Origin of the sequence: Palleronia pelagia (genome assembly GCF_900110115.1) — a bacterium.
GTDB lineage: Bacteria > Pseudomonadota > Alphaproteobacteria > Rhodobacterales > Rhodobacteraceae > Palleronia > Palleronia pelagia.
The window spans coordinates 13,083-25,983 of record NZ_FOCM01000007.1; the positions used below are offsets into that span (position 1 = coordinate 13,083).

Below are 12,901 nucleotides of genomic sequence, written 5' to 3' on the forward strand. Positions count from 1 at the left end.
TGCCATCCTGCGCCACCAAACGCATCGGGGGGACGATATGGCGGCCATGGATCTTGGAATAACCGACAGGCTTGCGCCGCTGCTGAAGGACGTGCGCGCCATGGTCCGGGACGAGATCGCGCCGCTCGACGCCGAGTACCTGGCCGAAGTGCCCAAAGGCGACCGCTGGGAATTCACGCCGCGCCAGACCGAGATCCTCGAAGGTTTAAAGTCGAAGGCCAAGTCACGGGGATTGTGGAATTTCTGGCTGACAGACAGTGATCGCGGCCGCGGCCTGACCACGGTGGAGTACGCCTACCTGGCCGAGGAAATGGGCCGGTCGCACCTGGCCGCCGAGGTCTTCAACTGCAACGCGCCCGACACCGGCAACATGGAGGTGTTCGAGCGCTACGGCACCGATGCTATGAAGGCGCGCTGGCTCGAGCCGATGCTGAACGGCGAAATCCGCTCGGCCTACCTGATGACCGAGCCGGACGTGGCCAGCTCGGACGCCACCAACATCTCGCTGTCCTGCGTGCGCGACGGCGACGACTACGTGCTGAACGGCGAGAAATGGTGGGCCACGGGCTCGGGCGACCCGCGCTGCGCCGTCTACATCGTGATGGTGAAGACCGGCGGCGACGACCAGCCCAAGCACAAGCGCCACTCGATGATCGTGGTCCCCGCCGACGCGCCCGGCATCGAGAAGCTGCGCCCGATGACCGTCTACGGCCACGACGACGCGCCCCACGGGCATTATCACATCCGCTTCACCGACGTGCGCGTCCCGGCCGAGAACATGCTTCTGGGCGAGGGCCGCGGCTTCGAGATCGCCCAGGGCCGCCTGGGCCCCGGCCGCATCCACCACTGCATGCGCGCGCTCGGCCAGGCCGAGCTGGCGCTGGAACTGCTGGTGGACCGCGCCGAGGCGCGCGAGGCCTTCGGCAAGCCGCTGAGCCAGCTGGGCGACATGTACGACCAGATCGCCAACAGCCGGATGGAGATCGAGCAGGCCCGCCTGCTGTGCCTGAAGGCCGCGTGGATGATGGACCAGGGCGATGCCCGCGCCGCCGCGCCGTGGATCAGCCAGGTGAAGGTCGTGGCGCCGCTGGTCGCACTCGAGGTCACCGACCGCGCGGTGCAGGTGCATGGCGCCGCGGGCATCAGCCAGGACACGCCCCTGGCGCGGCAGTGGACGAACCTGCGCACCCTGCGGCTGGCCGACGGCCCCGACGCGGTGCACCGCCGGCAGGTGGCCCGGGCCGAGCTGAAGAAGCGTGGGCGCAACACCGCGTGATCGGCACGCCCCTTGGCCCGGCCGTGGCGGGGCGCTAGGGTCGCGCGCGAACCAGATCTGAGAACCTGAAAGGCCCGCCATGGACATTCGCCGCCTCACCGACCGCTATGCCGTAGCGCCGCAGCTCGACCCGCAGGACATGGCGGCGCTGGCCGAGCAAGGCTTCACCACCGTGATCTGCAACCGCCCCGATGACGAGATCGGGCCGGAGCACGCAAGCGACGCCATGGCCGAAGCCGCGCGTGCGGCGGGCCTCGACTTCGTGCTGAACCCGGTGTCGAACGGCGGCATGGGCCCCGCGCAGATCACCGCGCAGGCCGAGGCGCTGGCCAAGGCCGACGGCCCGACGCTGGCCTATTGCCGGTCGGGCACGCGGTCGACCTTCGTCTGGGCCTTCGGAGCCGCGCCCGTGATGCCGGTCGAGGATATCGTCGCCCGGGCGGGCGAGGCCGGCTATGACCTGTCGCCCGTCGTGCCGCAGCTGCGCGCGCTGGCGGGCCAGGGCGGGGCACAGGGCTGACGCCCCTGCCCTGACCCGGCCCGACGGGCCGGGCGGGCTTAGCCAATCAGCGTTGCAGCACCGTTGGTTGCACGCCTTGGCGGAACGCGTCCCGCACCGCCGCGCGGAACACCAGCACGGCGGCAAAGGCGCAGACCAGCGCCACCAGATCCGCCGCGACCGAGATCGTCGACGCCGCCGAGATCACGCCGGTGACGATCTCCCAAACGCCGATGAGCGGCGTGATCAGCGCCATGGGGAACAGCCCCACCAGCATCGCGAGCAGGATCGAGAACAGGATCTCGCCCCGCAGCCAGCCGGAATGGCGAAGCGGATGGGTCCTGGCATAGATGGCAAAGGCCAGCACGAGCGCCGCGACGCTCGAAAACAACGCGGCCATGTGGATCACGGACGTGTCCTCGCAAGGGGACGCACGGCGCCGAGGCCGTGCGTCGGGATCAGGATGGGGGGATATCGGGGCGCGATACGCGCGCAATCTTGCCGGCGCGACGGACCACGGGGATCGCATCGCGCTGGATCTGTGTCACGCTTTTCGCTGAAAGGTATCCGGCCCGGCCGAATTGGCGGGAACCGAAGGTAGGCTGCGAAACACCGCGAAGGCTGTTTCACTTGTCGGGACTCCAGGCCCGGAATCGCCGGGCGCGTCCGACCCGGCCCGGCGATGCGACTCGCGCATCGGGATCCGGGTGGTCGCGCCGATATTGTCCCGAAACCGGCGCCGCGCAAGATCCCGCGTGGGGAACTTTATCCCTATTTCGAGGGCGCGCGCGACGGGGTCAGGTCGGTCCGGTGGCGCGCTCAGCCGTTGCGCGACGCTTCGCGCGCGATGCGGCCGATCTCGCTGCGGTGATATCCTAGTTCGGCCAGGTCCCGGTCGCTGTAGGCGTGCAGTTCGTCGACCATCTTGCGATAGGCCGTGCGGGTCCGGGCGTGGCGTTCGTAGGCCGCGCGCAGGCTGTCGAACTGGGCGCGCAGACCGGTGCGGCCGCGCTGGATGAAATCGGTGGATGCGTGTGCCATGTCAGGCCTCTTTCCTTGGTGTCTCTTCGCCGCTTGGCGTTGACCACCAACCTATGGCGATGCTGCACATGCACAATCGCCGCATCGGAATTGCCGCTATGCAGCATAATCATGGCGAACGCTGGGGCAGGCGACCGAAAACACCTTCGCCTTCTCTGACTCAAGAGTATCGCGCAGGATGCTGATTTCGCTTTATTTCCAAAATCGATTTTGCGCTTGGATCAATGGTCTTCGGTTTCCGGCAGCGCGAAGGTCAGGCCGGGCTGCGCCTGCGGCGCCGCGACCTCGGCGAAATCGCGCGACGCTGCGCCGAGGCGAATGGCCTTCTGCCCCCCGCTCTGACCCAGCCTCCCGGTGCCCAGAACATGGCCGCCTGGTCCGACCAGCGCGACGGCGCCCAGCGCGCCCTGCGGCAGGGCAACAGTGTCTCCGGGCGCGAGCGCCTGGAGCTCGGCGGCCGTCATCCGCGTCTGGGCGAGCGTGGCGCGTAACGCAACTTCGGCCCCCAGAAGGCGCTGTTCCAGTCCATGCGACCATGCACTGGATACCGGGCTGTCCGATGATGCGGCAGCCATGTCCCGACGCGGCAGGACGATGTCCAGCCGCGCCTGCCGCGGCCCGCCCGGCCCCGCGGCAAAGTTGATCGCCACCCGGTCATGCGGCGCGTCGTCCAGGCTCAACGCGATTTCGCGCAGGTTCTCGATCCGCATCGCGAAGCGATAGCCCGACACCATCCGGCCCGCGCCCAGTTCGGCCGCCAGCGTTTCCTGCACGGCCAGGACCCGGTCCAGCGCATCGGCCACCATGGACGCATCCAGCGCGGTGACCGGCCGCTCGCCCAGGCCACGCGACTGCACCCGGCCCATGGTCTGCACCTCGATCATGGCGGCCAGCCCGCCGGGATCGAGGATGGCGAGGCCATAGCCCGCCGGCCCGTCCAGCAGTGCGACCAATGAGCCGGACGCTATCGTCTCGCGCAGGTCTTCGGGCGTGACGGTGGACTGCGCGATGTCGCCGACTGTCGCCTCGAGCGCGATGGACCGCACCAATCCATGGCTGACCGACCGCCGCCACATCCGTTCGGGCGTCAGCAGGTGCGGCGCCACGTCAGGGGGCGAATCCCTGATCTTGCGGCGCAGGGGGGACGGGTTGGACATGGGCAAACGCCATCCTGGCTGTTTGGGTCACCGCCAAAATGGCCGATGGACCTTACCAAAGCTTGAAGACCGTCCCTATTGCGCCGCCAATCCGGCCGACAGGTTCTGGCGCAGCGGCACGTGGACCCGGAACGCGGCGCCGTCCTGGCCCGGCAGGTACGAGATCGTGCCGCCCAGCCGGTGCACGATCTCGCGGCAGATGGCCAGGCCCAGCCCGGCACCCCCCGCCGCGTCCGGATCGCCCACGCGGGCGAATTTCTCGAAGATCACGTCCTGGCTTTCACGCGGGATGCCGGCGCCGTTGTCGACGAAGTCGATATCCAGCCCGGCGCCCGCGTGGCGCACGCGGATATCGAGCCGGGGATCGGGCGCCTGGCAGTATTTCACCGCGTTGCCGATGAGGTTGATGAAAACCTGGCTCAGCCGGTCGGGATCGGTCTCGATGAAGACCTGCTCGCGCGCGGGATCGCGCGCCACCGCCATGCGCGTCACCGCGCCCGAGGCCGACAGCGACCGGTCGATGATGCCCGACAGCGGCACGGTCTCCAGTCGCAGCGACACCTGACCGTTCTCCAGAACGCCCAGGTCCAGCAGGTCGTCCAGCAGCCGCGTCAGGCGCTGCGCCTCGTCGTGGATCACGCCCGAGAACCGGCTGCGCTGCTCGGGCGTCATATCGCCGCCGTCGCGCAGGATTTCCGAGAACGACCGGATCGAGGTCATGGGCGTGCGCAGCTCGTGGCTGATCTGGCTGAGAAAGGCGTCCTTCTGGATCGACAGAGCCGTCAGTTTCTCGTTCGCCTCGCGCAGCTGCGCGGCGGTGCGGCTCAGCTCCTCGGACTGCGCCTCGAGCCTGGCGGAATACTCCATGATCTGCGCCGTCTCGTCGGCCACGCGCATGAGCTCCTCGACCGACACGACCAGGCCGCCGGTGATCTGGCCCACCATGGCATGCGCCGTGGCCGCGCCCACTGATCCGGCCAACTGGCGCTCCAGGTGGGTCAGGAAATCGGGCGTGACATCGGGCAGGAAGCCACGCTTGCCCTGCGCCACCGCCTCGGCGCGGAACAGCCTTTGCGCCTCGCGGCCGCCCAGGATGCGTTGTGCCATCATCAGAAGGTCCTCGGCCTCGACCGTGGCGGGCGTCCAGCCCCGCGCGCCCGAGCCGAAGCGGAACACGTTGACCATGGCCGCGCCCTGCACCCGCTCGATCGCCGTAGCCTTCGACAGAAGCGACCCGGCGATGAAGGCCAGGGTGTTCAGGCTCATGGACCAGAAGAAGGCGTGCAGAAGCGGATCCAGCCCGCTGATCCCGAAAAGCGCGTGGGGCCGCAGCCAGTCGAAGCCCATGGGTCCCTCGGCCATGGTCGCCGCCGATACGGCGACACCGCCGCCGAAACTGGGCAGGAACAGCGTCCAGGTCCAGACGGCGAAGCCCAGGATCAGCCCGGCCCCTGCCCCCGCCCGCGTGGCGCCGCGCCAGAAGATGCCCCCCAGGAGCGCCGGCAGGATCTGCGCCACCCCGCAGAACGAGATCAGCCCGATCGAGGCCAGGAACGCGCCGCCGCCGGTAAACCGGTAGTAGACGTAGCCCAGCGCGAGCAGGCCCACGATACTGGCTCGCCGCGCGCCGATCACCACGTGGCGCACGTCGCCCGACACCGTCGCCCCCTGTTCGCGCATGGCCAGCCACAAAGGCACGATCACGTGGTTCGACATCATCGTGGCCAGCGCGATGCAGGCGACGATCACCATCGACGTGGCCGAGGAGAAGCCGCCGAGGAAGGCCAGCATGGCGAGGGCGTCCTGCTCCTGCGCGAGCGGTATGGTCAGCACGAACAGATCGGGGTTCGAACCGGCCGGCATGACCTGCAAGCCCACTGCCGCGATGGGCACGACGAAAAGGCTCAGCGCGAACAGGTAGCTCGGGAAGGCCCAGGACGCGGTGGCGAGGTGCCGCTCGTCGCTGTTCTCGACCACCATGACCTGAAACATCCGCGGCAGGCACAGGAAGGCCGCGGCCGACAGCATCGTCAGGCCCAGCCAGCGGCCCGGCTGCAGCTCCCACGTGGCGATGGGCGCGGCCTCGATCAGTTCAAAAGTCTGCGACGGGCCGCCCGCGATGCCCCAGACGACGAACGCCCCCACCGCCATCAGCGCCACCAGCTTCACCACCGCCTCGAGCGCGATGGCCGTGACGATGCCGTTGTGCCGTTCGTTCACATCGAGGTTGCGGGTGCCGAAGAGGATCGTGAAGACGGCCAACCCGATGGCGACGATCAGCGCGGTGTCGTTCAGGCTGGCCTGCGCGGGTCCGGCCAGCGCAGCGAAGCTCAGCGTCACCGACTGCAGTTGCAGCGCGATATAGGGCGCGGTGCCGACCACGGCCATCGCGGTCACCAACCCGCCCAGCGCCGTGGACTTCCCGTAGCGCGACGAGATCATGTCGGCGATCGAGGTGATCCGCTGCACCTGCCCGATGCGGACGATCTTGCGCAGAAGCGCCCACCACCCCACCATCACCAGCGTGGGGCCGAGATAGATCGTCACGAATTCCAGCCCCGTGCGCGCCGCCGTGCCCACGGCGCCGTAGAAGGTCCAGGCGGTGCAGTAGATCGACAGCGACAGGGTATAGATCAGCGGGCCGCGCAGCCACCGCGCCCGGCCACGCCGCGCCGCGCCCTCGGCCCAGAAGGCCACGGCGAACAGAAGCGCGACATAGGCGATGGCCGACACGACCACCAGGTTCAGCGGCACGGGCTCAGTCCCCCTGGACGGGCGCGCTCACGCACCCGGCCCGTCCGCCGAGCGCGCCAGCGCCATGGACAGGAGCCGCGCCGCCCCGATCAGCAGCGCCCAGACCCCGAACAGGTAGAGCCCGCCGCGCGCCGTCGAAGCGGCGGCGCCACCGTCGCCCTGTCCGGCCCATAGGATGGGCAGAAAGAACAGCACGGCCGCCAGAACCGGCAGCAGACGCGCCGCGTCGGTCAGGCGGCGCCGCTCGTAGCCGTCGCGCCCGCTGAAGGGCGCGGGATCGGGGACCGGCACGGCGCTCGCAGGGTCGACCGGCGGCCGCTCGGCCGGGATAGTCTCCGGGTCCGACGGGCCTGGGCCGGCATCCCGGGTGCTCATTGCGGAGCCTCGGTCGAGGGCGCCGCGATCAGGCGAACGGCTTCCAGAAGGGCCTGGTTCGAGAAGGGCTTCACCATGAACTCGGTCGCGCCCAGCCGCAGGGCAAGATCGCGATCCTTCTGCTGGCCGCGCGCAGTCAGAACCAGCACCGGCAGCTCTCTCATGGACTCGTCGGCGCGAAGGTCGGCAAGGATGTCGTATCCCGACCGGTCGGGCAGCATGACGTCGAGGATCACGAGATCGGGCGCGCGGGCGCGAACGGCGTCCACCGCGTCGGCCCCGTCGGCATGGGTCGACACGCGCCATCCGTCCCGCGACAGGATGAAACGCACCGCTTCGATGATATTGGGCTCGTCCTCGATCAGCAGGACGCGCTTGCCGTCGCTCAACACACAGCCTCCCCTCTGTGGTCCGGCGATGGTGTCCCACCGGCTCGGCACAGTATGGCGGGGTGCCGGGGCCGAGTCAAAATCAACTCCTCCCTTTCATTCCTCGGCGCCGGGCAGGATCGACGGCTCGCGCCGCGCGGGGCATCCTTCGCGCGGGCACAGGCGACAGGACTGGCCCACCGGACGCGGACGATCGGGGGGGTGCGCGCTGGCCTCGGCGGGCAAGACCAGCATGGTGGCCCGCAGCACGACCGGCTCGGACGGGTCGCGCGGCTGAGTCCTTTCGGCGGCGGCGAAGGCCTGCACGGGGCGCGTGGCGCGGCCGGGCTGGATCAGCGCGCAGGCAACGGGCCGCGGCGACCACAGCGCCTCGAACAGTGGCCAGAGCGGGCAGCCCGCCCCGAAGCGCGGGATCTCGAACCCGGTCAAAGGCCGCCGCAGCGTCAAGGCGCCCGCCCCGTCGCAAACCGCAAGGCCCAGCGGTGTGCCGACCACATCCTCGGGCGCCGAGGCAAGCCGCCGCATGGCCAGCGGCACTGTCACGTCGGCCGCCACGGCGACGCGGAAGGGATCAAGCGCACCCGTGCGCTGCAACACGTCGCGCAGCGTGTCGAGCGGCAACTGCGCCGCATCGCGGGCATAGTCGCGCAAATGCTGAAGCAGCACGGCGCGATCCGGCCCGTCGGGCAGGGTCCCGGCCAGGTCCTCGGGCGCGGATGCACCGGTCTCGAGTTCGGCCACGTGGAACGCCCGGTCGGTCAGCCACGCCTCCATCTCGTCCTGGGGCGTCTGCACGTCGTGCTCGGGGCCCGTCCCGGCATCGAGATAGCTGGCCAGGCGCCTCGCGCTGTTGGCCAGGCGCAGGCTGTCCTCGTGCAGGTTGCGGTGGAACCGCGCCCGCCAGTCCGCAGGCAGCGCCGCATCCTCGGCCAGGATGGCCGAGGTCGACTGGATCGCGGTCACCGTGGACAGGACGTCGTGCACCGAGGCCGACAGCAACGGGTCGTGGCTCAGCCGGTCGCCCAGCGTGGCGATGCCCCGCTCGAGCGTGGCGATGCGGTCGGCCTGCGCGGCGATCAGGGCCGACCACCCGGGATACGCGGCCGCCATCGCCTCGACCCGGCCGATCTCGGGCGCGACCGCGTCCCCGTCGCCCGCCCGGCCGGCGGCCCGGCGCATGTCCTCGATCAGCGCGACCTCGGCGCCCCGGGACAGCGCCGCCGCGTCGGCGCCCAGCGCCTCGGCCAGCCGGGCCAGCACCCGCCCCCCGATGGGCCGCCGGCCGTGTTCGATGAGGTTGAGATAGGACGGAGAGATCCCGGCCTGCCGCGCCAGGTCGGCCTGCGCGATCCCGGTCTCGAGCCGAAGGGCCCGGATGCGCGCCCCTTCCCCCGTGGTGTCGGCCATCGGCAAATTCCCCTGTGAATCCAACGGTCTTCTGCGGCACAGCGTAAAATTGTTTACAAAATGCCAATGTATATTGTTCATTAATTTACAGAAAAACCGATACTCATCAATGCCTTGTTGAGACGTTTGCGGATCTCCGTATTAATCGTGCCATCCTTGTAAAAGGGTGGGTCCGCGCGGAGGAATCACGGTCGCGGACGAAAAAACCAAACGGGAGGACTTCCATGACGTCATCTAACTTCACACGTCGCGGCCTGCTGAAGACCGGCGCCGCCTCGGGCACCGTTCTGGCGACGCCGACGATCTTCACCGGGGCCGCCTGGGCCGAAGCGCATACCGGCTTCACCAACGCACCGCAGGGCGACACCGTCACGCTGGGCTTCAACGTGCCGCAGTCGGGCCCCTATGCCGACGAGGGCGCGGACGAGCTGCGCGCGTTCGAGCTGGCCGTCGAGCACCTGAACGGCGAAGGCGACGGCGGCATGCTGAACACCTTCTCGTCCAAGACGCTGGAAGGGAACGGCATCAACGGCAAGCGCGTCGAGTACGTGACCGGTGACACCCAGACCAAGTCGGACGCCGCACGCGCCTCGGCCCGCTCGATGATCGAGAAGGACGGCGCCGTGATGGTTTCGGGCGGCTCGTCCTCGGGCGTGGCCGTGGCCGTCCAGGCGCTGTGCCAGGAAGCCGGCATCATCTTCATGGCCGGTCTGACCCACTCGAACGACACGACGGGCAAGGACCGCAAGGCCAACGGCTTCCGCCACTTCTTCAACTCGTACATGTCGGGCGCCGCGCTCGCGCCGATCCTGGCCGCGCAGTACGGCACGGACCGCAAGGCGTATCACCTGACGGCCGACTACAACTGGGGCTACACCACCGAGCAGGCGGTCCGCGAATCGACCGAGGCGCAGGGCTGGGAAACCGTGAACGCGGTGAAGACCCCGCTGACCCAGACCGACTTCTCGTCCTACATCACGCCGGTCCTGAACTCGGGCGCCGACGTGCTGGTGCTGAACCACTACGGCGGCAACATGGTCAACTCGCTGACCAACGCCGTGCAGTTCGGACTGCGTGAAGCCACCGCCAACGGCAAGCAGTTCGAGATCGTCGTGCCGCTCTACTCCGAGCTGATGGCGCAGGGCGCGGGCGAGAACATCGCCGGCATCCTCGGCAGCCAGAACTGGGACTGGAAGCTCGAGAACCAGCTGGGCGAGCGTTACATCGGCACCAACGCCTTCGTGCAATCCTTCGGCAACAAGTATGGCCGCCCGCCGAGCCAGGCCGCCCATACCTGCTACGTGCAGACGCTGCTGTATGCCGACGCGGTCAACCGCGCGGGCAGCTTCAACCCCTGCGCGGTGGTCGAGGCCCTGGAAGGCTTCGAGTTCGACGGCCTGGGCAACGGCCCGACGCTGTATCGCGCCGAAGACCACCAGTGCTTCAAGGACGTCGTCGTGGTGCGCGGCAAGGAGAACCCCGAGAACGAGTTCGACCTGGTCGAAATCGTCGAGGTCACGCCGACGGACCAGGTCACCTACCCGCCTGATCACCCCCAGTTCGGTGGCGGCGACGCCACGCTGGGCGAGTGCAACCCCGGCGCCTGAGCCGAGACCCGCGGGCGGCCCCTGGGCCGCCCGCCCTTCCCCACCCAAATTAACGGAATGGAGCCATGGACGGACTCATCCTTCAGATCCTCAATGGCCTGGACAAGGGCAGCGCCTACGCGCTGATCGCACTGGGCCTGACGCTGATCTTCGGCACCCTGGGTGTCGTCAATTTCGCCCATGGCGCATTGTTCATGATCGGCGCCTTCTGCGCCGTGACCCTGCAGCGCATCCTGAACCTCGGCTTCGTGGACGAGGGCGCGACATCGTCCAGTGTCGGCGGCTTCTCGTTCGGCGGCGCGCAGGAAACCCCGTATGTCGAGCACTGGTTCGGCGAGGCCGTGGGCGGCACGATCATCGACTGGTCCGTGCCCCTGGCCATTCTCTTCGCCATCCCCGTCATGATGCTGGTGGGCATCGCCATGGAGCGGGGTCTCATCAAGCATTTCTACAAGCGCCCGCACGCGGACCAGATCCTGGTGACCTTCGGCCTGGCCATCGTGCTGCAGGAAGTGGTGAAGTTCTACTTCGGCGCCAACCCGATCCCGACGCCCGCGCCCGACGCCTTCACCGGCTCGTTCGATTTCGGAGTGCTGATCGGCTATGACCCGTTCACCATCGTCTATCCCTACTGGCGCCTGGTCTACTTCGTCTTCGCGATGGTCATCATCGCCGCCGTCTTCGGCTTCCTGCAGTTCACCACCTTCGGGATGGTGGTCCGCGCCGGCATGGCCGACCGCGAAACCGTGGGCCTGCTGGGCATCGACATCGACAAGCGCTTCACCATCATGTTCGCCATCGCTGCCTGCGTCGCGGGTTTGGCGGGCGTCATGTACACGCCGATCAACTCGCCCAACTACCACATGGGCATGGACTTCCTCGTCCTCAGCTTCGTGGTGGTGGTCGTGGGCGGCATGGGGTCGCTTCCGGGCGCCGTGCTGGCGGGCTTCCTGCTGGGCATCCTCGAAAGCTTCGCCTCGATGGCCGAGGTCATCGATATCGTGCCCGGCATCAACCAGATCATCATCTACCTAGTCGCCATCGTCATTCTGCTCACCCGGCCGCGTGGCCTGATGGGCCGCAAGGGCGTGATGGAGGAATAAGCCATGACCGATCAAACCACCGACACCCGCATGGACGCGACCCGACCGCGCGCGTCCGCGGCTCACAAGAGCAGCGGCCTGCTGGGTCTGACCGGCAAGGACCTGGGGCTGTTCATCATCGTGGCACTGCTGACGATCCTGGCGCCGTTCATCCTGAACCCCTTCCCCGAAGGCAGCGCCCTGGCGCAGTTCAACGGCGGCTATCCCGACCTGATGCAGCGTTTCGTGATCTTCGGGATCTTCGCCATCGGCTTCAACATCCTGTTCGGCCTGACCGGCTATCTCAGCTTCGGCCACGCCGCCTTTCTGGGCGTGGGCTCCTACGCCGCGATCTGGATGATGAAGCTGCTGACGCTGAACGTCATCCCCGCGATCATCATGTCGATCGTCTTCGCCGGGATCTTCGCCCTGGTGGTCGGCTACATCTCGCTGCGGCGGTCGGGGATCTACTTCTCGATCCTGACGCTGGCCTTCGCGCAGATGAGCTACGCGCTGGCCTACTCGGTGCTGACCCCCATCACGGGCGGCGAGACCGGCTTGCAGCTGAAGGCCACCGACACCCCGCTGCTGTCGAACCTCGGCCCCACCGAGATCGGGCGCGCCAACTTCTTCGGCGTCGACATGCGCGCGAGCTACGAGATGGCGATTGGCGACTGGCTGTTCACCTTCAACGCCGGCTACTACATCGCGGCCGTCTTCATGCTGCTCAGCTTCTACCTGGCGATCCGGCTGTTCCGTTCGCCCTTCGGGATGATGCTGCGCGCCGTGAAATCGAACCAGCAGCGCATGAACTACACCGGGCTGAACTCGCGCCCCTATACCCTGGCGGCCTTCGTCATCTCGGGCATGTATGCCGGTCTCGCCGGCGGCCTGATGGTCGCGATGGACACCCAGGTGGGCCCCGAGCGGATGTTCTGGACCGCCAGCGGCGAGGTGGTGCTGATGACCATCCTCGGCGGCGCGGGCACACTGATCGGCCCGGTGCTGGGCGCGGGCATGATCAAATACATGGAAAACATCGTGTCCAAGATCAACGACGGCATCCTGCACCAGTGGTTCGCCTTCATGCCCGACGGGATCGAGGACTTCCTGGTCTTCGTCATCCATCCCTTCATCGGCAAGGGCTGGCACCTGACCCTGGGCCTTCTGTTCATGCTGGTCGTGATCTTCCTGCCCGGCGGGCTGGTCGAGGGCGGACAGCGCATCGCATCGGTGTTCCGCCGCAAGGAGACCAAGACGTCCACCGTCGAGAAATCCGCGGCCGAACAACAGCAGCACTCGGAATAAGGAGCC

General features: G+C 68.1%; 12 protein-coding genes. 5 read left to right on the forward strand and 7 right to left on the reverse strand.

Translation table 11 applies throughout. From position 1 onward, the window contains the following. The first annotated feature begins 46 nt into the window (after positions 1 to 46). Both BMX96_RS14500 and BMX96_RS14505 read left to right on the forward strand, forming a co-directional pair. On the forward strand, positions 47 to 1,276 hold the full coding sequence (locus BMX96_RS14500) for an acyl-CoA dehydrogenase family protein (RefSeq protein WP_091846278.1): 1,230 nt from the start codon (positions 47 to 49) through the stop codon (positions 1,274 to 1,276). Positions 1,277 to 1,355: 79 nt separating this feature from the next. Continuing rightward, positions 1,356 to 1,796 (forward strand): protein tyrosine phosphatase family protein, encoded by a 441-nt coding sequence (locus BMX96_RS14505; protein ID WP_091846150.1) that lies wholly within the window; start codon positions 1,356 to 1,358, stop codon positions 1,794 to 1,796. 46 nt (positions 1,797 to 1,842) lie between these two features. On the opposite strand, the gene BMX96_RS14510 is transcribed toward BMX96_RS14505, so the two are convergent. From BMX96_RS14510 to BMX96_RS14540, 7 genes are all read right to left on the reverse strand, one after another. Next, the gene (locus BMX96_RS14510; protein ID WP_091846151.1) at positions 1,843 to 2,184 is read right to left on the reverse strand and encodes a hypothetical protein; all 342 of its coding nucleotides are present in this window, start codon (positions 2,182 to 2,184) and stop codon (positions 1,843 to 1,845) included. 410 nt (positions 2,185 to 2,594) lie between these two features. Continuing rightward, the gene (locus BMX96_RS14515) at positions 2,595 to 2,816 is read right to left on the reverse strand and encodes a DUF1127 domain-containing protein (protein WP_091846152.1); all 222 of its coding nucleotides are present in this window, start codon (positions 2,814 to 2,816) and stop codon (positions 2,595 to 2,597) included. 221 nt (positions 2,817 to 3,037) lie between these two features. Beyond that, positions 3,038 to 3,973: a FliM/FliN family flagellar motor switch protein gene (locus BMX96_RS14520; protein WP_091846153.1), complete on the reverse strand. Its 936-nt coding sequence runs from the start codon at positions 3,971 to 3,973 to the stop codon at positions 3,038 to 3,040. Between the two features lie 75 nt (positions 3,974 to 4,048). Then, positions 4,049 to 6,727 (reverse strand): ATP-binding protein, encoded by a 2,679-nt coding sequence (locus tag BMX96_RS14525; RefSeq protein WP_091846154.1) that lies wholly within the window; start codon positions 6,725 to 6,727, stop codon positions 4,049 to 4,051. 27 nt (positions 6,728 to 6,754) lie between these two features. Then, positions 6,755 to 7,102 (reverse strand): hypothetical protein, encoded by a 348-nt coding sequence (locus BMX96_RS14530; RefSeq protein ID WP_236737084.1) that lies wholly within the window; start codon positions 7,100 to 7,102, stop codon positions 6,755 to 6,757. Further along, entirely contained in the window at positions 7,099 to 7,491 is a 393-nt protein-coding gene (locus BMX96_RS14535) for a response regulator transcription factor (protein ID WP_236737085.1), read from the reverse strand. The genes BMX96_RS14530 and BMX96_RS14535 overlap by 4 nt, the downstream gene beginning before the upstream one ends. A gap of 96 nt (positions 7,492 to 7,587) precedes the next feature. Further along, on the reverse strand, positions 7,588 to 8,898 hold the full coding sequence (locus BMX96_RS14540) for a short-chain fatty acyl-CoA regulator family protein (protein WP_091846155.1): 1,311 nt from the start codon (positions 8,896 to 8,898) through the stop codon (positions 7,588 to 7,590). Positions 8,899 to 9,122: 224 nt separating this feature from the next. Here BMX96_RS14540 and BMX96_RS14545 point away from each other — a divergent pair, with 224 nt between their 5' ends. The 3 genes from BMX96_RS14545 (at position 9,123) to BMX96_RS14555 (ending at position 12,895) form a co-directional block, all read left to right on the forward strand. Then, positions 9,123 to 10,505, forward strand: a complete 1,383-nt coding sequence (locus BMX96_RS14545; RefSeq protein ID WP_091846156.1) for a substrate-binding protein — start codon at positions 9,123 to 9,125, stop codon at positions 10,503 to 10,505. A 65-nt stretch (positions 10,506 to 10,570) separates the two neighbouring features. Beyond that, a complete protein-coding gene (locus tag BMX96_RS14550; RefSeq protein ID WP_091846157.1) occupies positions 10,571 to 11,608 on the forward strand; it encodes a branched-chain amino acid ABC transporter permease in 1,038 nt (345 codons plus the stop codon). Positions 11,609 to 11,686: 78 nt separating this feature from the next. Continuing rightward, positions 11,687 to 12,895, forward strand: coding sequence for a branched-chain amino acid ABC transporter permease (locus BMX96_RS14555; protein ID WP_091846281.1), 1,209 nt, complete (start codon positions 11,687 to 11,689; stop codon positions 12,893 to 12,895). The last annotated feature ends 6 nt before the right edge of the window (positions 12,896 to 12,901 follow it).

Excerpts from the sequence above, each read along its gene's own strand:
- BMX96_RS14500 (WP_091846278.1), top strand. The coding sequence starts at position 47 with ATGGATCTTGGAATAACCGACAGGCTTGCGCCGCTGCTGAAGGACGTG.
- BMX96_RS14505 (WP_091846150.1), top strand. The coding sequence starts at position 1,356 with ATGGACATTCGCCGCCTCACCGACCGCTATGCCGTAGCGCCGCAGCTC.
- BMX96_RS14515 (WP_091846152.1), bottom strand. The coding sequence starts at position 2,816 with ATGGCACACGCATCCACCGATTTCATCCAGCGCGGCCGCACCGGTCTG.
- BMX96_RS14520 (WP_091846153.1), bottom strand. The coding sequence starts at position 3,973 with ATGTCCAACCCGTCCCCCCTGCGCCGCAAGATCAGGGATTCGCCCCCT.
- BMX96_RS14530 (WP_236737084.1), bottom strand. The coding sequence starts at position 7,102 with ATGAGCACCCGGGATGCCGGCCCAGGCCCGTCGGACCCGGAGACTATC.
- BMX96_RS14540 (WP_091846155.1), bottom strand. The coding sequence starts at position 8,898 with ATGGCCGACACCACGGGGGAAGGGGCGCGCATCCGGGCCCTTCGGCTC.
- BMX96_RS14545 (WP_091846156.1), top strand. The coding sequence starts at position 9,123 with ATGACGTCATCTAACTTCACACGTCGCGGCCTGCTGAAGACCGGCGCC.
- BMX96_RS14550 (WP_091846157.1), top strand. The coding sequence starts at position 10,571 with ATGGACGGACTCATCCTTCAGATCCTCAATGGCCTGGACAAGGGCAGC.